Here is an 18,773-nt window from a genome sequence, read left to right as displayed (position 1 = left end):
GACACGCTGTGGTTCAGGCACACGTTCGGCGACGGTCAACGGGTCGTCGTCTCTGTTTCTTGTCGGCACCCACATTGCCTTGGGGCGCCAGGGTGATGCGTATCAGGATTCGACGGGTGCGTCGTAGTGCGGCACCGCAAAACCGTAGACGGTGGCGGGCAGGAAGCGCACCTGCGTCGCGGTTGTGGCCGTTGCCGGCACACTGATGCTCTCGCCGGGCAGCACATAGGTTCGCGGCAACAAAGCACCGCTCCTGGACGGCAACAATTGCAGCTCCTGCGCCAGGCGCACCACATAAGGTGTGTCGTTGCGCACGGTCAGTTGGCCGTCCCGCAATGACCATTGCAGATCGGTCCACGGCGTGCGATTGGGCGCCAGGCCCTTGGGGTGCAGAATCAGCGGCAGGTTCTGGCGCACCGTCACACCGACGCGGGCATGCCCGGCGTCGGCGGCAGGTCTGCCCTGGGGGATGCCTTCAAAGATCACGCGCTTCAAGCGTTGAGTGAGCAAGGGCTTTTCCGATTGCAGGATGAAGCGCACCAATTGGGTTTTCGACGCCTCGACGCGGGACAGCGGTGGAGTCACGAACACCAGGGATTCTTTGTCCTGCTCGATGTCTTCAATGGTGACGTGCAGCAACGCCAGGTTGGCGTCGGTATTGGTCACGGAAACCGAAGCCTCGCCATCAGCCTCGTTGACGATCACCACCGAGGTGTTCGGGACCATGCCGTCGGCCTGGACATGGGACGTCAGCAACAGCGCGAGTACGCCAATACCGGAGTGGATCATTTGACGCGAGAAAGAAAAGTACTTCGGCATGACGTGTCTCATGGGAACGTTCGAATAAAAGGGGTCCGGACTCAACTTCGATTGCGGGTGGCAGTACGAAGCGAGCAAGCGGTCAGGGCATCTGCAGCATCGCGGTGTCGAGGAGGCTCAAAGACGTTTTCGTTGAGTTGCTCGTTCTTGGTAAAGGGCGCCAGTGACGGGAGCGGAATTTACGCTGGGTATGGCAGCGGCTGAAATGCAACAAATACGAAAAGAAGCGGCTCGGTGTATGAAAAGGTGTTGCGGATTACAGGCTGAAATCCGCCGGAATCGCCGTTGTGGGTAGTACGTCTGCGTAGGTTTATGCGTGATGCAATGTAGGAGTAATCTGATTGTTTGCTAGGCAAAAACTCAGGTCCTTAAGGACATTGGAAAATTCGGATTTCAGGTTTCGGGCGGGTGTTGTAGGGGGCAGGGAACGGCGTTAATTTCCGCGCCCTTCAATCACAAGCAGGAGACCTCCCACAATGCGAGTCGTAATTGCTGACGATCACTGTGTCGTCCGCATCGGGTTGCGGATGTTGATCAATGCCACCAGGCAATGCGTCATCGTTGCTGAGGCTGAGGGTACCGATAGCCTGATGCGTATTCTTTCGGGCACACCCTGCGATCTGTTGATCACCGATTTCTCCATGCCGGGAGGGCAGCAGGCCGATGGTTTGAAAATGTTGAGTACGATTCGGCGCGACCATCCGGCGTTGCCGGTCATTGTGCTGACGATGTTTACCAGCGTCGCCACGGCGAGGGCGGCGCTGGCTCAGGGGGTACGGGCCATCGTCACCAAATCCGCGGCGGAGACCGAACTGCCCCTGGCGATCAATGCGGTGGGTGGGGGGCGACGCTACATCAGTGAGTCGTTGCGAACACTGCTGGCTGACACGGGTAGCCAGATGAGCGAGTTGCCGTTATCGGCCAAAGAGCACGAAGTGGTGCGGATGCTGGCCAGTGGTATGACCGTCAGCGAAATCGCCAGTCACTTCCAGCGCAGTGTGTCGACCATAAGCAAACAAAAAAACATGGCCATGCACCGCTTGGGTATTTCCACGGATGTCGAGCTTTTTTCCTACGCCCGCGACAGCGGAATGTCGATCTAGGCGCTCAGCGTACGAGCTGTCCCGGTATTCTCGTGGCGAATACCCATAGTGTTCGGCACCTTTGCAGATTATTGTGCAGGCCATCTTTCGAAAACATTTCGCAACAACAGGGAGCCTGCCCATGAGTGATATCCACAGCGCATTGATCACCCGGTTCTACCAGGCCTTCCAACGCCTGGATGCCGAGGCCATGGCAGCCTGCTATACCGATGACGTGGTGTTCAGTGATCCGGCGTTTGGTGAGCTTCGCGGCCGCGATGCCAGCGACATGTGGCGCATGCTGACGACCCGGGCCAAGGATTTCTCCCTGAGTTTCGATAACGTGCGCGCCGATGAGCGCACGGGCGCTGCCCATTGGGTGGCGACCTATCTGTTCAGTCAGACCGGCAACATCGTGGTCAATGACATCCAGGCGCGTTTCGTTTTCCGTGACGGCAAGATTTGCGAGCATCACGACAGCTTCAATCTGTGGAAGTGGTCGCGTCAGGCGCTGGGTTTCAAAGGCCTGCTGCTCGGTTGGACGCCGTTGGTGAGCAACGCTGTTCGTGCCCAGGCCTTGAAGGGTTTGAAGGCATTCCAGGCCAGCCGCTGATAAGATCGCGGCTTGTCCCCTTCAAGCACTGATCGTTACGTGAACGCCCCCAGCGAAAGCCCTGTCGACACCGCCATTGCGGTGAGCAAACCCTGGTTCGTCTATCTCGTGCGCGCGGCCAATGGTTCGCTCTACTGCGGGATCAGCGACGATCCCGTGCGCCGCTTCGCCAAGCATCAAAGCGGCAAAGGGGCACGCTTCTTCCTGTCCAGCCCGGCCATGGCGCTGGTCTACACCGAAATCTGTCGCGACAAGAGCGAAGCGTTGCGCCAGGAACGCCTGATCAAGAAGCTCAAGAAAAGCGCCAAGGAATGCCTGGTGGCCAGTGCGGCCGCCGGCTTATCACTCTGACTGATCTGTTCCCATCAGGCAGATCTGTAGGCTGCTAACCGATTGCGCGCTAAGCTGCGACTTCCTATTCGTACGGCGGAGCCGAGCATGTCCGAGTTGATCCTGCATCATTACCCGACGTCCCCATTTGCCGAAAAGGCGCGTTTGCTGCTGGGCTTCAAGGGATTGTCCTGGCGCTCGGTGAAGATCTCACCGGTGATGCCCAAACCCGACCTGACCGCGTTGACCGGTGGCTATCGCAAGACCCCGGTGCTGCAAATCGGTGCGGATATTTATTGCGACACTTCGTTGATCGCCCGTCGTCTGGAGCAGGAAAAAGCCCTGCCGGCGTTTTTCCCGGAAGGCCAGGAAATGATCACCGCCAGCTTCGCCAGCTGGGCCGATTCGGTGGTGTTCCAGCATGCGGTCAGCCTGGTGTTCCAGCCGGAATCGATCGCGGTGCGCTTCGGCAATTTGTCGCCGGAAGCGATCAAGGCCTTTATCGCCGACCGCGCCGGGCTGTTCAGCGGCGGCAGCGCCACGCGCCTGTCGGCGGAGCAGGCCAGGCATCAATGGCCGACGATCATGGCGCGGCTGGAACAACAGCTGCAGCGCGAGGAGGGGGATTACCTGTTCGGCGAGCCGTCGATTGCCGACTTCGCCCTGGCGCATTCGTTATGGTTTCTCAAGGCGACGCCCGTGACGTCTCCGCTTGTGGATAACTATCCGGCGGTGAGCGCGTGGCATGCCCGTGTGTTGGGGTTCGGCCATGGCGCCTCGAGCGAGATGACCGCCGAAGAGGCGTTGCAGGTGGCGCGGGCTTCCACTCCGGCGGCATTGCCGGACGAACAGTTCGATGAACCGAATGGTTTCAAGGCGGGCCAGCGGGTGGTGATCGCAGCAACCGACTATGGCGTCGATCCGGTGGCGGGTGAGTTGTTGTTTGCCGGCCGCGAGGAATTGATTCTTCGTCGTGAAGACGAGCGTGGCGGTCTGGTGCATGTGCACTTCCCGCGGTTCGGTTTCCGGATCGAAGCGGCCTGACGATTCCTTGTAGGAGCAAGCTCGCTCCTACAGGGTTACTTCAGGGCAGCCAGGATCGCATCCGGGTCATACTTGCGAATCAGCGTTCCGTTCACATCGATGATCGGAATCCCGCCGCCGCCGAGCGCTTCATAGTCCTTGCGCGCCACGGCATCCTTTTCGATATCGAATTCCTTGTACGGAATGTTCCTTTGATCGAGAAAGCGCCGGGTCTGTTTGCAGTAGCCGCACCAGTCCGTGCTGTAGATCACGACATTGGCCTTGAGCTGCATCTGCTCGGACACCAGGCGGGTCGGGTCCATCAGGCGCTCGATCTTGCCCCAGTTCTGGTAGACCACGACCACCAGCAGGATCAGCAGGCATTTCTTCAACACCCTGCCCAGCATCAGTTGCGTCGCTTGAGCTGGTCGGTGAGCGAGGTGGGCAGGCCCTTGATGATCAGCGTACCGGCCTCTTCGTCATACTCGATCTTCGAGCCCAGCAAGTGTGCCTCGAAACTGATCGACAGGCCTTCGGCGCGACCGGTGAAGCGGCGGAACTGGTTCAGGGTGCGCTTATCGGCCGGGATTTCCGGCGACAGGCCGTAATCCTTGTTGCGGATGTGGTCGTAGAAAGCTTTGGGGCGTTCTTCGTCGATCAGCTCCGACAACTCTTCCAGGCCCATGGGCTCGCCCAGTTTGGCCTGGCTGCTGGCGTAATCCACCAGGGTCTTGGTTTTTTCTCGAGCGGAGTCTTCCGGCAGGTCTTCGCTCTCGACGAAGTCACTGAACGCCTTGAGCAGCGTGCGGGTTTCGCCCGGCCCGTCGACGCCTTCCTGGCAGCCGATGAAGTCTCGGAAATACTCCGAAACCTTTTTGCCGTTCTTGCCTTTGATGAACGAAATGTACTGCTTGGACTGCTTGTTGTTCTGCCACTCGGACACGTTGATCCGCGCCGCCAGGTGCAATTGGCCCAGGTCCAGGTGACGGGACGGGGTCACGTCCAGTTGATCGGTCACTGCGACGCCTTCGCTGTGGTGCAGCAGGGCAATGGCCAGATAGTCGGTCATGCCTTGCTGGTAGTGCGCGAACAATACGTGGCCGCCGACCGAGAGGTTGGATTCTTCCATCAGTTTTTGCAGGTGTTCCACCGCCACGCGGCTGAACGCCGTGAAGTCCCTGCTGCCATCGAGGTATTCCTTCAGCCAGCCGCTGAAAGGAAAGGCCCCGGACTCCGGATGAAACAGCCCCCAGGCTTTGCCCTGTTTGGCGTTATAGCTTTCATTGAGGTCGGCGAGCATGTTCTCGATGGCGGCGGACTCGGCCAGTTCCGATTCGCGAGCGTGGAGAACTGCAGGTGTGCCGTCGGGTTTTTTGTCGATCAGGTGGACGATGCAATGACGGATCGGCATGGGTTTCTCGGCTGATTGAAGAGAGGAGGGCGTGCTCCCCCGAAAAAGCGCTCAGTGTACCGCAACCGCTGGTTTTGGCGCGGTGCGAAGGTCAATTCCAGGGTGGCGGGCGTCACATATGGGATTTTTTCCCGTTTTAGAGCAATAAAGCTGACCAAATGGGTAGCTGGAGGCGGATATTTCCCCGTCTCTGTGCTAGTTTTGCCCCGTCTTACGCGAAGTCACTGCGTTAAGCGTGCATTCAGCATTTGTCAGGTCGAACCAAACCCGGATTTCGGTATCTATAACCCCGATCCCGTGGTTATTTGGCCGAGGGTGCCAGATCCAGAAGATCGGGCTCGATGGCTGACACTGCACTCTGCAATCCATATGAATTTGATAGGGAAGGAACACTACATGGCTCTTACTAAAGACCAACTGATCGCCGACATCGCTGAAGCTATCGACGCGCCAAAAACCACCGCGCGTAACGCTCTGGACCAACTGGGCCAAATCGTTGCCGATCAGCTGGAAAACGGCGGCGAAATCACTCTGCCAGGTATCGGCAAACTGAAAGTGACTGAGCGTCCTGCCCGTACTGGCCGTAACCCTTCGACTGGCGCTGCCATCGAAATCGCTGCCAAGAAAGTGATCAAGCTGGTTGTGGCCAAAGGCCTGACCGACGCTGTTAACAAGTAAGACTTGTTAAAAGAAACCGTGCGCCGGAGTACTCCGGGCACGGTTTTTTTGTGCCCGTCAAAAAGATCGGCGCAAGGTGGATCAATGTAACATTTTGTTTTTTGCTGAAGTGCGTTTTTATCCCCTGGCATTTCATGGGGCGACTGTTTCTGGCAATGGATTAATGGAATCGTCAGTTATGTAGGGCGTCGATTTTTACAGTGTGAATTGAATAAGTTAGTTTTCTCTGTGTGTCTGGCGAACTTTCCTACAGTACTGATAGTTGAGTGTCTGCCCTGGATCGGTAGTATCGATTCGGTGTGGCGCTCGGCTTTGCGTAAAAGCCAATAAACCAAATTCTAGTTGTTAGTTACAGGGACGTTTTATGAAACTTAAACAGTTGGTGATGTGCGTGTCGATTCTGTTGTCCGGTCAGGCCTGGGCAAATGTCACGGAGTACTGCCCAAGCCCTGCAGACATCAGGGAATTGAACCCGGGTGTCTACAACGCCCCCACGGCTGACGGCAATGGCGAGTGGTACGGTGTGTCTCAAGGCGGCCAGGGGCCGGTTGGAGAGTTCGAGGAGGCGATCTTCGTGCCTCACAAGGATGTCGAGGGGAGTACCGTCATAGGTGAAGTCCAGCGTTGTGGTTATAGGCTGCAAAAGGGCGGCGCGGTGGATATGAGGTTCAAAAGGGAAGGGACTGTCGCGAGTATCGATGTTGGCGGGGCGTGGGAAGAGTGGAACTCACGGTATTACTGCACAAACAAGGAAGTTCGCGGCTGTGCATTCAAAGAGATCGTCAGGCCAGCGAAGCACTGATGCATGGCATGTTTGACTCAGGTCACCTGGCGAGTTGTGGCCAAAGGCCGGGTCGACACTGTTAGCAAGTAAAGCTGGTTAAAAATAACCGTGCGCCGGATTAATCCGGCGCACGGTTTTTTTGTTCACGGCAACGACTTGTCCCAAGACATATCGCAGTGTTATTCCGTTGAAGCCTTGGCCCAGCGCGCCTGGCGCCAGGCCTGTTGCTGCGCCTTGGTCTGGAACGTCCAGGCGACGAAACGGCTCTGTTTCTGCCCCTGGGACATTTCCACCACTTGGCTTTCCAGCACGCCAGCCTTTTTCAGGGCGGTCTGGATCGCAGGCAGGTTCGAGGCTTTCGACACCAGTGAGCTGAACCACAACACCTGTTGCCCCACCTGCAGGCTCTCGCTGATCAATTGCGTGACAAACCTTGCCTCGCCACCTTCACACCACAACTCCGCCGCCTGACCGCCAAAGTTCAATACTGGCAGTTTGCGTTTCGGGTCGGCCTTGCCCAGCGCGCGCCATTTACGGGTGCTGCCTCGGGTCGCTTCCTCCAGGGAGGCATGGAACGGCGGGTTGCACAGGGTCAGGTCAAACCGCTCGGCGCTTTCGAGCAGGCCCAGCAGGATCTGTTTCGGGTTGCTCTGCTGGCGGATCTGAATGGCTTTGTTCAAACCGTTGGACTGAATGATGGCTTTGGCGGCGGCGATGGCGGTGGCGTCGATCTCCGAGCCGAGGAACTGCCAGCGGTAATCGCTGTGACCAATCAGCGGATACACGCAGTTGGCGCCCATGCCGATATCCAGCACCTTCACTGCCGCGCCACGCGGGACCACGCCGTCGTTGCCGCTGGCCAGCAGATCGGCCAGAAAGTGCACGTAATCCGCACGTCCCGGCACCGGCGGGCACAGATAGTCGGCCGGAATGTCCCAATGGGCGATGCCGTAGAACGACTTGAGCAGTGCCCGATTGAACACGCGCACCGCATCCGGGCTGGCGAAGTCGATGCTTTCCTTGCCGTATGGGTTGGTGATCACGAACTGCTTCAATTCCGGCGTGGTTTTGATCAGCGCCGGGAAGTCATAGCGACCCTGGTGGCGATTGCGCGGATGCAGGCTGGCCTTCTCGCGTGGCTCAACGGCTTTGGCTGCCTTGGTCGATTCAGGCTTTTGGCGCGCAGGTTTGGGAGTGCGGGGGGCAGTCATGGGGGTGTCGATTCGGGCGTGGCTAAAAGTGGCGGGCATTGTCCCACATCCGGCCATTGTGAGTTCAACTGTGCGGGTCACCGCAAGTCCGTTGTGGGAGATTCTATGTTTGGGAGAAAGGGGCGGATAAAAAAGGGAGGCCACCCGGGCCTCCCTGTTTCATTGCGATGTGCCGTTACAGACTGGCAATCCGCGCGTGTTGCTCCGCCAGCTTGCCCAGGGCCTGTTCGGCTTCGGCCAGCTTGGCGCGTTCTTTTTCGATGACTTCAGCCGGCGCCTTGTCGACGAAACCGGCGTTGGACAGCTTGCCGCCAACCCGTTGCACTTCGCCTTGCAGGCGCTGGATTTCCTTGTCCAGACGCGCGAGTTCCGCACCCTTGTCGATCAGGCCAGCCATCGGTACCAGCACTTCCATCTCGCCAACCAGCGCGGTCGCCGACAGTGGTGCTTCTTCGCCGGCGGCCAGTACGGTGATCGATTCGAGACGCGCCAGTTTCTTCAGCAAGGCTTCGTTTTCAGTGAGGCGACGCTGGTCCTCGGCGCTGACGTTCTTCAAGAACAGCGGCAGCGGTTTGCCCGGGCCGATGTTCATTTCGCCACGGATGTTACGCGTGCCGAGCATCAGGCCCTTGAGCCATTCGATGTCGTCCTCGGCGGCCTGATCGATGCGTGTTTCGTTGGCCACCGGCCAAGGTTGCAGCATGATCGTCTTGCCTTCGATGCCGGCCAGCGGCGCAATGCGCTGCCAGATTTCTTCGGTGATGAACGGCATGAACGGATGGGCCAGACGCAGGGCCACTTCCAGTACGCGAACCAGTGTGCGACGGGTGCCGCGCTGACGCTCGACCGGGGCGTTCTCGTCCCACAGCACAGGCTTGGACAGTTCCAGGTACCAGTCGCAGTACTGGTTCCAGATGAACTCATACAAGGCTTGGGCGGCCAGGTCGAAGCGGAACTGATCCAGTTGGCGGGTCACTTCGGCTTCGGTGCGTTGCAGCTGCGAAATGATCCAGCGATCGGCCAGGGACAGTTCGTAGGCTTCGCCGTTCTGGCCGCAGTCTTCGCCCTTGTCCAGCACGTAGCGCGCGGCGTTCCAGATCTTGTTGCAGAAGTTGCGGTAGCCTTCGACGCGACCCATGTCGAACTTGATGTCGCGACCGGTGGACGCCAGCGAGCAGAAGGTGAAACGCAGGGCGTCGGTGCCGTAGCTGGCGATGCCGTCGGCGAATTCTTCGCGGGTCTGCTTCTCGATCTTCTTCGCCAGTTTTGGCTGCATCATGCCGGAGGTGCGCTTGCTGACCAGCTCTTCCAGCTCGATACCGTCGATGATGTCCAGCGGGTCGAGGACGTTGCCCTTGGACTTGGACATCTTCTGGCCCTGGCCATCACGCACCAGACCGTGCACATAGACGGTCTTGAACGGAACCTGCGGCGTGCCGTCCTCGTTCTTGATCAGGTGCATCGTCAGCATGATCATCCGGGCAACCCAGAAGAAAATGATGTCGAAGCCGGTCACCAGCACGTCGGTGGAGTGGAATTTCTTCAGGAATTCGGTTTGCTCAGGCCAGCCGAGCGTCGAGAACGTCCACAGGCCCGAACTGAACCAGGTGTCGAGAACGTCGTTGTCCTGTTGCAGTGCAACGTCCGGACCGAGGTTGTGCTTGGCGCGCACTTCGGCTTCGTCGCGGCCGACGTAGACCTTGCCCGACTCGTCGTACCAGGCCGGAATCCGGTGGCCCCACCACAGCTGACGGCTGATGCACCAATCCTGAATGTCACGCATCCAGGAGAAGTACATGTTTTCGTACTGCTTGGGTACGAACTGGATGCGGCCGTCTTCGACGGCGGCAATGGCAGGCTCGGCCAAAGGCTTGGTGGAGACGTACCACTGGTCGGTCAGCCACGGCTCGATGATGGTACCGGAGCGGTCGCCTTTCGGGACTTTCAGGGCGTGATCGTCAACGCTGACCAGCAGGCCCGCGGCTTCGAACGCGGCCACGATCTGCTTGCGTGCTTCGAAACGGTCGAGGCCGGCGTATTCGGCCGGGATCTTGCCGTCGATGCTTTCGTTCAGCGTGCCGTCGAGGTTGAACACCTGGGCGGCTGGCAGGACGCTGGCATTCTTGTCGAAGATGTTCAGCAGCGGCAGGTTGTGGCGCTTGCCGACTTCGTAGTCGTTGAAATCGTGGGCCGGGGTGATTTTCACGCAGCCGGTGCCGAATTCAGGGTCGCAGTAATCGTCGGCGATGATCGGGATGCGGCGGCCGACCAGCGGCAGCTCGACGAATTTGCCGATCAGGGCTTTGTAGCGTTCGTCGTTCGGGTTAACGGCCACGGCGGCGTCGCCGAGCATGGTTTCCGGACGGGTCGTCGCGACGATCAGGTAGTCATTGCCTTCAGCGGTTTTGGCGCCATCGGCCAGCGGGTATTTCAGGTTCCACAGGAAACCTTTCTCGTCGTGGTTTTCCACTTCGAGGTCGGAAATCGCCGTGTGCAGCTTGGTGTCCCAGTTGACCAGGCGCTTGCCGCGATAAATCAGGCCGTCTTCATGCAGGCGTACGAAGGCTTCTTTAACCGCTTCCGACAGACCGTCGTCCATGGTGAAGCGCTCGCGGCTCCAGTCGACGGACGAGCCGAGGCGGCGGATCTGGCGGCTGATGTTGCCGCCCGACTGATCCTTCCATTCCCAGACTTTCTCGAGGAATTTGTCGCGGCCCAGATCGTGGCGATTCTGGCCCTGGGCTTCGAGTTGACGCTCCACCAGCATCTGCGTGGCGATACCGGCGTGGTCGGTGCCCGGCTGCCACAGGGTGTTGCGACCCTGCATGCGGCGGAAACGGATCAGGGCGTCCATGATCGCGTTGTTGAAGCCGTGACCCATGTGCAGGCTGCCGGTGACGTTCGGCGGCGGGATCATGATGGTGTAGGACTCGCCCGCGCCTTGCGGGGCGAAGTAATTCTCTGACTCCCAGGTGTTGTACCAGGAAGTTTCAATGGCGTGCGGCTGGTAGGTCTTATCCATGCGCGGCGGGACCCTATTGGCATTTATTCAGGAAAAGCCGAAGAGTATAGCGGGGATAAACTGTTACGCGTAGAGCGAGGCGTTAACGGGTGGGGGAAAATCGCGACCGGTTGGGGATAAGGTTTGCCAATCAGGACGCCATCGCGGGCAAGCCACGCTCCCACAGGTTCTTTGTCGTACCGCACTTCCGTGACCGACTTCAATCCTGTGGGAGCGGGCTTGCCCGCGATGGCGATGGGTCAGGCGACCCGATTCAAGTCGTTATGCCGGGTTTCCTTCAGGCACAGCACCGCAATCAAGCTCAGCACCGCCGCGCCGGATACATACCCGCCGACATAGCTCAAACCGCCCATCGCCACCAGTTTCTGTGCGAAGAACGGCGCGGCCGAAGCCCCGACAATGCCGCCCAGGTTGTAGGCCGCGGAGGCGCCGGTATAGCGCACGTGGGTTGGAAACAGTTCCGGCAGCAGCGCGCCCATCGGCGCAAACGTCACGCCCATCAGAAACAGTTCGATGCACAGGAACAGCGCTACGCTCCAGGTCGAGCCCTGGGTCAGCAGGGGTTCCATCAAGAACCCGGACAGAATGGCCAGCACGCCACCGATGATCAGCACCGGTTTGCGCCCGAAGCGGTCACTGGCCCAGGCCGAGAGCGGTGTGGCGGCGGCCATGAACAGCACGGCGAAGCACAGCAGGCCGAGGAAGGTTTCGCGGCTGTAGCCGAGTGTCGCTACACCATAACTGAGCGAAAACACGGTCGAGATATAAAAGAGCGCGTAGCACACGACCATCGAGCCGGCGCCCAGCAAAACCGGCACCCAGTATTGGCTGAACAGCTCGATCAGCGGGATCTTCACCCGTTCCTGGCGCGCCATGGCGTTGGCGAACACCGGTGTTTCGTGGAGTTTGAGGCGGACATACAGCCCGACCATCACCAGCACGGCGCTGAGCAGAAACGGAATCCGCCAGCCCCAGGAGCGGAACTGTTCGTCGTCCAGGCCCATGGCCAGCGTCAGAAACAGGCCGTTCGCCGCCAGAAACCCGATGGAAGGGCCGAGTTGCGGAAACATGCCGAACCACGCGCGTTTACCTTTGGGCGCGTTTTCCGTGGCCAGCAAGGCCGCGCCGCCCCATTCGCCGCCCAGCCCCAAGCCTTGGCCGAAACGCAACACGCAGAGCAGGATCGGCGCCCAGGCCCCGATGCTGTCGTAGCCTGGCAGCACGCCGATCAGCGTGGTGCACACCCCCATCAAGAGCAGGGAGGCCACCAGAGTGGACTTTCGGCCGATACGGTCGCCGAAGTGACCGAACAGCGCCGAACCCAGGGGGCGTGCAAGGAATGCGATGCCGAACGTGAGGAAGGCCGACAGCATCTGCGCCGTGCCGGATGTCTGCGGAAAGAATACCGGGCCGATCACCAGCGCGGCTGCGGTGGCATAGACGTAGAAATCGTAGAACTCGATGGCGGTGCCGATGAAACTCGCTGTGGCCACGCGGGTGGCGGAGTTCGTCGGTTGCGCGGGTGTGGAGTCGCTGTAAGTCGTGCTGGTCGTCATGCGGTTATCCCTGACAGTCATGTGCCCCAGTGGAGCGAATTATTATGGTTGATACCCAGGGATGTGGGTTTGGAGCGGGGTGCGGGTAGCACGGGTGTAGCGAGGCTTGGGTAAGCGGCTCGATTATAGGAAGGTGGCTAACGATCTAACAAGTGGCCGGGTTTTCGCGGTTTTTTGTGGGGAAGTTGCGCTGAATCCTAGATAACCACCGGCATCGGGGTGGTCTGCCAGATCAGTACCCGAGTCACCCGATTGTCCTCGGTCTCGAGGATTTCCAGGCGATAACGACCGATCTTCAGGCATACCGCGCTCTCGGGAATCGTTTCCAGCGCTTCGGTCACCAGGCCGTTCAAGGTCTTCGGGCCATCGCTTGGCAGGTGCCAGCCAAGGCTCTTGTTCAGTTCGCGAATCGACGCTGCGCCGTCGATCACCAAGCGGCCATCGGCCTGGGGGTGGATGTGCGGGTTGTTCAGGCTTTGCTGGCTTTCGAACTCGCCGACGATTTCTTCGAGAATGTCTTCCAGGGTCACGATGCCGAGCACTTCGCCGTACTCGTCGACCACCATGCCCAGGCGGCGTTGCTGTTTGTGGAAATTCAGCAGTTGCAGTTGCAGCGGAGTGCTTTCAGGCACGAAGTACGGTTCGCGACTGGCAGCCAGCAGCGCTTCCAGGGTCAGGCTCGCGTCGGGTAGCAGGTGGCCGATTTGCCGGGTGTTGAGCACGGCTTCGACCTGATTGATATCACTGTGGAACACCGGCAGGCGGGTGCGCTTGTTGTGGCGCAGTTGCTCGATGATTTCCTCGATCGGATCGTCGAGGTTGATCCCGTCGACTTCACTGCGCGGAACCAGAATGTCGTTGACCGTGATGTTGTCCAGCGCATGGATGCCAGGCAGCGAGTGCGGGCGGCAGATGGCGGGTTCGCGATCGTCGTACTGGGCTTTCGGTGGTTCGTCTTCGCTCTGTTGCACCACCTTGGCTTTGCGCTCGAGCGGTCTGAGCAGCAATTGGCTGGTGGCGTTGAGCAGCCATGCCGCCGGGTAGATGAGCTTCAGCGGGATGCGAAGCAGGTTGTTGCCCAGTGCCAGAATCGCATCCGGATGGCGGGCGGCGAGGGCGCGTGGCAGGTAGTCGGCGAACACCAGCAAGATGGCGCTCGCGCCGAGGCACGCGACCCAGGGCCCCTTTTCGGCCCAGGTGAAAAGGGCCAGCAGTGTACAGATAACCACCACCAGCGTGCGGCACAGGGTGTTGCACAAGATCAGGCTGTTGAGCGGAAAGCTCAGCCTGGTCAGCGGTTTGTCGCTTGAACGTGAGGCGATGCGCTTGGCCAGTACGTGCTGGTGAGCGGCTTCAATGGCGGTGAACAGCCCCGACCATAAAATCAGCAGGGCCACTACTGCGAGCATCGGCCCTATGGGCAAGTCGTCCATTTATGCCGCCCGTCAGATGTGCAGGATGTATTCACGAACCAGCTTGCTGCCGAAATACGCCAGCATCAGCAGGCAGAAACCGGCAAGGGTCCAGCGAATGGCCTTGTGTCCGCGCCAGCCGAGGCGGTTACGACCCCAGAGCAGTACGCTGAAGACGATCCAGGCCAGGCAGGCCAGCAAGGTTTTGTGCACCAGATGCTGGGCGAAAAGGTTTTCGACGAACAGCCAGCCCGAGATCAGCGACAGGGACAGCAGGGTCCAGCCGGCCCAGAGGAAGCCGAACAGCAGGCTTTCCATGGTTTGCAGCGGCGGGAAGTTCTTGATCAGCCCCGAGGGGTGTTTGTGCTTGAGTTGATGGTCCTGAACCAGCAACAGCAAAGCCTGGAACACCGCAATGGTAAACATGCCGTAGGCGAGGATCGACAGCAGGATGTGAGCGAGGATGCCCGGTGCTTCGTCAATGATCTGCACGGTACCAGCGGGCGCAAACTGTGCCAGAAGCGCCGTCGCGGCCCCCAGTGGGAACAACAGCACCAGCAGGTTTTCCACCGGTATGCGTGAGCAGGCGAGCAGGGTCAGTGCTATGACAGCCGCAGCGATCAGGCTGGCGGCGCTGAAAAAGTCCAGCCCCAGCCCGATTGGCGTCAGCAGATGAGTGACCAGGCTGGCGCCATGGGCCAGTACCGCCAGCACGCCGAGCGTGACGAGCAGCCGTTTGTTCGCCTTGGCGCCGTTGGCCAGGCGAGTGCCCTGATAGAAAGTCGCAGCGGCATACAAGCAGGCGGCGGCGAGAGTGGTTAGCAAGCTGGGTGACAAAGGGAGCATAAGTCCTGTTAGGCAAGCCCGAAAGCCGATGAGTTTGGCATAGAACCCACACGGCACGAAAGTGCGAGGTGTCCGCCAGACGCAGTCTTCGCTATAATCCGCGACCTGCCCACGCCGCAGGCTCGCCGAGTACACGTTTTAGTCCGGTACGGGCCGCCACTATCCCGGTCTACACAGGGCCTGAAAGGATCGCGCAATGTTTGAAAACTTAACCGACCGTCTCTCGCAGACGCTGCGCCATGTCACCGGCAAGGCCAAGCTGACCGAAGACAACATCAAAGACACCCTGCGTGAAGTGCGCATGGCGTTGCTCGAAGCCGACGTCGCCTTGCCGGTGGTCAAAGACTTCGTCAACTCGGTCAAGGAACGCGCTGTCGGTACCGAGGTGTCGCGCAGCCTGACGCCGGGCCAGGCCTTCGTGAAAATCGTCCAGGCCGAACTCGAAAGCCTGATGGGCGCGGCCAACGAAGACCTGAACCTGAGCGCCGTTCCACCTGCCGTGATCCTGATGGCCGGTTTGCAGGGCGCTGGTAAAACCACCACCGCCGGCAAGCTCGCGCGCTTCCTTAAAGAGCGCAAGAAGAAGTCGGTCATGGTCGTGTCTGCGGACGTTTACCGTCCTGCGGCGATCAAACAGCTGGAAATGCTCGCGGGCGAAGTCGGCGTTACCTTCTTTCCTTCCGACCTGAGCCAGAAGCCGGTCGCGATCGCGCAAGCCGCTATTAAAGAAGCAAAACTCAAATTCATCGACGTGGTGATCGTCGATACCGCCGGTCGCCTGCACATCGATGAAGAGATGATGGGCGAGATCAAGGCGCTGCATGCCGCGATCAACCCGGTCGAGACCCTGTTCGTGGTCGACGCCATGACCGGCCAGGATGCCGCCAACACGGCCAAGGCCTTCGGCGATGCGCTGCCATTGACCGGTGTGATCCTGACCAAGGTCGACGGTGACGCCCGTGGCGGTGCGGCCCTTTCGGTGCGCGCCATCACCGGCAAGCCGATCAAGTTCATCGGTATGGGCGAGAAGAGCGAAGCGCTCGATCCGTTCCACCCTGAGCGTATCGCCTCGCGGATCCTCGGCATGGGTGACGTGCTCAGCCTGATCGAACAGGCAGAAGCGACCCTCGACAAGGACAAGGCCGACAAGCTGGCCAAGAAGCTGAAGAAGGGCAAGGGTTTCGACCTCGAAGACTTCCGTGATCAGCTGCAACAGATGAAAAACATGGGCGGCCTCGGCGGCCTCATGGACAAGCTGCCGAACATGGGCGGCGTGAACCTGGCGCAGATGGGCAACGCCCAGAGCGCGGCAGAGAAGCAATTCAAGCAGATGGAAGCCATCATCAACTCCATGACCCCGGCCGAGCGCCGTGACCCTGAGCTGATCAGCGGTTCGCGCAAGCGTCGTATCGCCATGGGTTCCGGCACGCAAGTGCAGGACATCGGTCGCTTGATCAAGCAGCACAAGCAGATGCAGAAGATGATGAAGAAATTCTCCGCGAAAGGCGGGATGGCCAAAATGATGCGCGGCATGGGCGGTATGTTGCCCGGCGGCGGCATGCCGAAAATTTAGTGCCCTGTCACGCCAAAACTGAGCGTATTGGCGTAACAGAGCACCAGAATCCGCGCCGGTCGTCGCACCGGCGCAGACCCCGCAGGGACGCGGGATCTCCAGCAAACCCGCATTTGGCGGGAGCTGACCGGCCGTTTTCAACGACGGCTCTATGGCAGATCTGAATGGCACTTTGATAGGTGCCGGAAAAAGGCATTTGCAAAAGTCCGGATATTCCTTAGAATATGCGGCCTTTCGGGCACCCATGCCCGCTGTGCATTTAGATTTGCAGCACCGACTACAGGAACGATGTTCACATGCTAACAATCCGTCTTGCCCTTGGCGGCTCCAAAAAGCGCCCGTTTTACCACTTGACCGTAACCGACAGCCGCAACCCGCGCGACGGTTCGCACAAGGAACAGGTTGGTTTCTTCAACCCTGTTGCTCGTGGTCAAGAAGTCCGTCTGTCCGTGAACCAAGAGCGCGTAGCCTACTGGCTGAGCGTTGGTGCACAACCTTCTGAGCGCGTTGCTCAGTTGTTGAAGGAATCTGCTAAGGCTGCGGCCTGAGCAATATGAACGCGACGCCAGCTGTTGCTGATGATTTGATCGTTATCGGCAAGATTTACTCGGTTCACGGCGTTCGCGGCGAAGTGAAGGTGTATTCCTTTACTGATCCGATTAAGAACCTGCTGGATTACAAAACCTGGACGCTCAAGCGTGACGGCAATGTAAAGCAGGTAGAGCTGGTCAGCGGACGCGGGAACGACAAGTTCCTGGTCGCAAAGCTCAAGGGTCTCGATGATCGTGAGGAAGCTCGTCTTCTGGCCGGTTATGAGATCTGCGTGCCGCGCAACCTGTTCCCTGAACTGACCGACGGCGAGTACTACTGGTACCAGTTGGAAGGTCTCAAGGTTATCGACACCCTCGGACAACTGTTCGGGAAGATCGATCACCTGCTAGAGACCGGCTCGAATGATGTAATGGTGGTCAAGCCTTGCGCTGGCAGCCTGGATGATCGCGAACGCCTGTTGCCCTATACCGAGCAATGCGTGTTGGCAATCGACCTGGCCGCGGGCGAGATGAAGGTGGATTGGGACGCGGATTTCTAAGCGTGGCTAACTTGCGCGTAGAAGTGATCAGTTTGTTTCCCGAGATGTTCTCCGCCATCAGCGAGTACGGCATCACCAGTCGTGCGGTGAAACAGGGGCTCTTGCAGCTCACCTGTTGGAATCCGCGAGACTACACGACGGATCGACATCACACTGTGGATGATCGCCCATTTGGCGGTGGTCCGGGCATGGTGATGAAGATCAAGCCCCTGGAAGACGCTCTGGTTCAAGCCAAAGCCGCCGCCGGGGAGGGCGCGAAGGTTATTTACCTGTCGCCCCAAGGCCGTCAACTGACTCAGTCGGCGGTACGCGAGTTGGCGAATCTGGATGCATTGATCCTGATTGCCGGCCGCTATGAAGGCATTGACGAGCGTTTTATTGATGCTCATGTCGATGAAGAGTGGTCGATTGGCGACTATGTACTGTCTGGCGGTGAGCTGCCGGCGATGGTCCTGATCGATGCGGTTACACGACTGCTGCCTGGAGCTTTAGGGCATGCGGACTCCGCCGAGGAAGATTCCTTTACGGATGGTTTGCTGGATTGCCCGCACTACACCCGACCGGAGGTGTATGCGGATCAGCGTGTTCCCGACGTATTGCTAAGTGGCAATCACGCGCACATCCGGCGTTGGCGTTTACAGCAGTCCCTTGGTCGGACCTATGAACGACGCGCCGATCTTCTGGAAAGCCGCTCGCTTTCTGGAGAAGAGAAGAAGCTGCTCGAGGAATATATCCGCGAGCGGGACGATAGTTAACAACGTATCGATGGTAGATCCGACGATTTACCTTAGGAGCACAGCATGACTAACAAAATCATCCTTGCACTCGAAGCAGAGCAGATGACCAAAGAGATCCCTACCTTTGCCCCGGGCGACACCATTGTCGTTCAGGTGAAAGTGAAGGAAGGCGACCGTTCGCGTCTGCAAGCGTTCGAAGGCGTTGTTATCGCCAAGCGTAACCGCGGCGTAAACAGTGCATTCACCGTTCGTAAAATCTCCAACGGTGTTGGCGTAGAGCGTACTTTCCAGACCTACAGCCCGCAAATCGACAGCATGGCCGTTAAGCGTCGCGGTGACGTACGTAAAGCCAAGCTGTACTACCTGCGTGACCTGTCCGGTAAAGCAGCTCGCATCAAGGAAAAACTGGCTTAAGTCCAGCTTCCGATGCAGAAAAAAAGCAGCCTACGGGCTGCTTTTTTGTTGCCTGTGATTTAGCGACGCTTGAGCAGATCCCCGTGCTGTCGAGCCTGCCCTGCCCAGGGCTGAATCAACGTCAGCAGAGTCCACTCGACTGTCCGGTTGCAGCAGAACCTTGCGCGATGCG

Annotated in this window: 19 protein-coding genes; 11 read left to right on the top strand and 8 right to left on the bottom strand. The window is 59.1% G+C overall.

What is annotated here, in order from left to right; genetic code table 11:
* Positions 1-102: 102 nt before the first annotated feature.
* On the bottom strand, positions 103-819 hold the full coding sequence (locus JQF37_RS09155) for a fimbria/pilus chaperone family protein (RefSeq protein WP_130204439.1): 717 nt from the start codon (positions 817-819) through the stop codon (positions 103-105).
* Positions 820-1,295: 476 nt separating this feature from the next.
* On the opposite strand from JQF37_RS09155, the gene JQF37_RS09150 reads away from it, so the two are divergent.
* From JQF37_RS09150 to JQF37_RS09135, 4 genes are all read left to right on the top strand, one after another.
* The gene (locus JQF37_RS09150; protein WP_130204440.1) at positions 1,296-1,922 is read left to right on the top strand and encodes a response regulator; all 627 of its coding nucleotides are present in this window, start codon (positions 1,296-1,298) and stop codon (positions 1,920-1,922) included.
* 121 nt (positions 1,923-2,043) lie between these two features.
* Positions 2,044-2,514 (top strand): nuclear transport factor 2 family protein, encoded by a 471-nt coding sequence (locus JQF37_RS09145; RefSeq protein WP_130204441.1) that lies wholly within the window; start codon positions 2,044-2,046, stop codon positions 2,512-2,514.
* Between the two features lie 39 nt (positions 2,515-2,553).
* Positions 2,554-2,865 carry a GIY-YIG nuclease family protein gene (locus JQF37_RS09140; RefSeq protein WP_130204627.1) on the top strand — a complete coding sequence of 104 codons (312 nt, stop codon included), beginning with the start codon at positions 2,554-2,556 and terminating at the stop codon, positions 2,863-2,865.
* An 87-nt stretch (positions 2,866-2,952) separates the two neighbouring features.
* Positions 2,953-3,888: a glutathione S-transferase family protein gene (locus JQF37_RS09135; protein WP_130204442.1), complete on the top strand. Its 936-nt coding sequence runs from the start codon at positions 2,953-2,955 to the stop codon at positions 3,886-3,888.
* A 35-nt stretch (positions 3,889-3,923) separates the two neighbouring features.
* On the opposite strand, the gene JQF37_RS09130 is transcribed toward JQF37_RS09135, so the two are convergent.
* Positions 3,924-4,274 carry a glutaredoxin family protein gene (locus JQF37_RS09130; protein ID WP_047532781.1) on the bottom strand — a complete coding sequence of 117 codons (351 nt, stop codon included), beginning with the start codon at positions 4,272-4,274 and terminating at the stop codon, positions 3,924-3,926.
* A complete protein-coding gene (gene yejK / locus JQF37_RS09125; RefSeq protein ID WP_130204443.1) occupies positions 4,274-5,278 on the bottom strand; it encodes a nucleoid-associated protein YejK in 1,005 nt (334 codons plus the stop codon). Before yejK ends, JQF37_RS09130 begins: the two co-directional genes overlap by 1 nt.
* Positions 5,279-5,674: 396 nt before the next feature.
* On the opposite strand from yejK, the gene JQF37_RS09120 reads away from it, so the two are divergent.
* Together JQF37_RS09120 and JQF37_RS09115 are read left to right on the top strand one after the other, a co-directional pair.
* Entirely contained in the window at positions 5,675-5,956 is a 282-nt protein-coding gene (locus JQF37_RS09120; protein ID WP_007905514.1) for an HU family DNA-binding protein, read from the top strand.
* A gap of 364 nt (positions 5,957-6,320) precedes the next feature.
* On the top strand, positions 6,321-6,758 hold the full coding sequence (locus tag JQF37_RS09115; RefSeq protein WP_130204444.1) for a DUF3757 domain-containing protein: 438 nt from the start codon (positions 6,321-6,323) through the stop codon (positions 6,756-6,758).
* Positions 6,759-6,919: 161 nt separating this feature from the next.
* Here the strand turns inward: JQF37_RS09115 and rlmF are convergent, their stop codons facing one another.
* The 5 genes from rlmF to ccsA form a co-directional block, all read right to left on the bottom strand.
* Complete coding sequence (rlmF, locus tag JQF37_RS09110; RefSeq protein WP_130204445.1) at positions 6,920-7,951, bottom strand: 23S rRNA (adenine(1618)-N(6))-methyltransferase RlmF; 1,032 nt, start codon at positions 7,949-7,951, stop codon at positions 6,920-6,922.
* A gap of 175 nt (positions 7,952-8,126) precedes the next feature.
* Positions 8,127-10,973, bottom strand: a complete 2,847-nt coding sequence (locus tag JQF37_RS09105) for a valine--tRNA ligase (protein ID WP_130204446.1) — start codon at positions 10,971-10,973, stop codon at positions 8,127-8,129.
* A gap of 239 nt (positions 10,974-11,212) precedes the next feature.
* On the bottom strand, positions 11,213-12,529 hold the full coding sequence (locus JQF37_RS09100) for an MFS transporter (protein ID WP_130204447.1): 1,317 nt from the start codon (positions 12,527-12,529) through the stop codon (positions 11,213-11,215).
* Between the two features lie 197 nt (positions 12,530-12,726).
* Positions 12,727-13,962 (bottom strand): transporter associated domain-containing protein, encoded by a 1,236-nt coding sequence (locus JQF37_RS09095; RefSeq protein WP_130204448.1) that lies wholly within the window; start codon positions 13,960-13,962, stop codon positions 12,727-12,729.
* 12 nt (positions 13,963-13,974) lie between these two features.
* Positions 13,975-14,787 (bottom strand): cytochrome c biogenesis protein CcsA, encoded by an 813-nt coding sequence (gene ccsA / locus JQF37_RS09090; protein ID WP_130204449.1) that lies wholly within the window; start codon positions 14,785-14,787, stop codon positions 13,975-13,977.
* A 196-nt stretch (positions 14,788-14,983) separates the two neighbouring features.
* Between ccsA and ffh the strand changes: the two genes are divergently transcribed.
* From ffh to rplS, 5 genes are all read left to right on the top strand, one after another.
* On the top strand, positions 14,984-16,360 hold the full coding sequence (ffh, locus tag JQF37_RS09085; protein WP_130204450.1) for a signal recognition particle protein: 1,377 nt from the start codon (positions 14,984-14,986) through the stop codon (positions 16,358-16,360).
* 296 nt (positions 16,361-16,656) lie between these two features.
* Entirely contained in the window at positions 16,657-16,908 is a 252-nt protein-coding gene (gene rpsP, locus JQF37_RS09080) for a 30S ribosomal protein S16 (RefSeq protein WP_003198088.1), read from the top strand.
* Positions 16,909-16,913: 5 nt separating this feature from the next.
* Positions 16,914-17,450, top strand: coding sequence for a ribosome maturation factor RimM (rimM, locus tag JQF37_RS09075; protein WP_034149001.1), 537 nt, complete (start codon positions 16,914-16,916; stop codon positions 17,448-17,450).
* Positions 17,451-17,452: 2 nt separating this feature from the next.
* Positions 17,453-18,205 carry a tRNA (guanosine(37)-N1)-methyltransferase TrmD gene (gene trmD / locus JQF37_RS09070; protein ID WP_077046481.1) on the top strand — a complete coding sequence of 251 codons (753 nt, stop codon included), beginning with the start codon at positions 17,453-17,455 and terminating at the stop codon, positions 18,203-18,205.
* 45 nt (positions 18,206-18,250) lie between these two features.
* Complete coding sequence (rplS, locus tag JQF37_RS09065) at positions 18,251-18,601, top strand: 50S ribosomal protein L19 (RefSeq protein WP_003175895.1); 351 nt, start codon at positions 18,251-18,253, stop codon at positions 18,599-18,601.
* The last annotated feature ends 172 nt before the right edge of the window (positions 18,602-18,773 follow it).

The sequence above is a fragment of the Pseudomonas sp. MIL9 genome (genome assembly GCF_016887925.1).
GTDB lineage: Bacteria > Pseudomonadota > Gammaproteobacteria > Pseudomonadales > Pseudomonadaceae > Aquipseudomonas > Aquipseudomonas mohnii.
The sequence above is the reverse complement of the archived record's forward strand: the minus strand, read 5'-3'. Positions and strand labels throughout refer to the sequence as shown.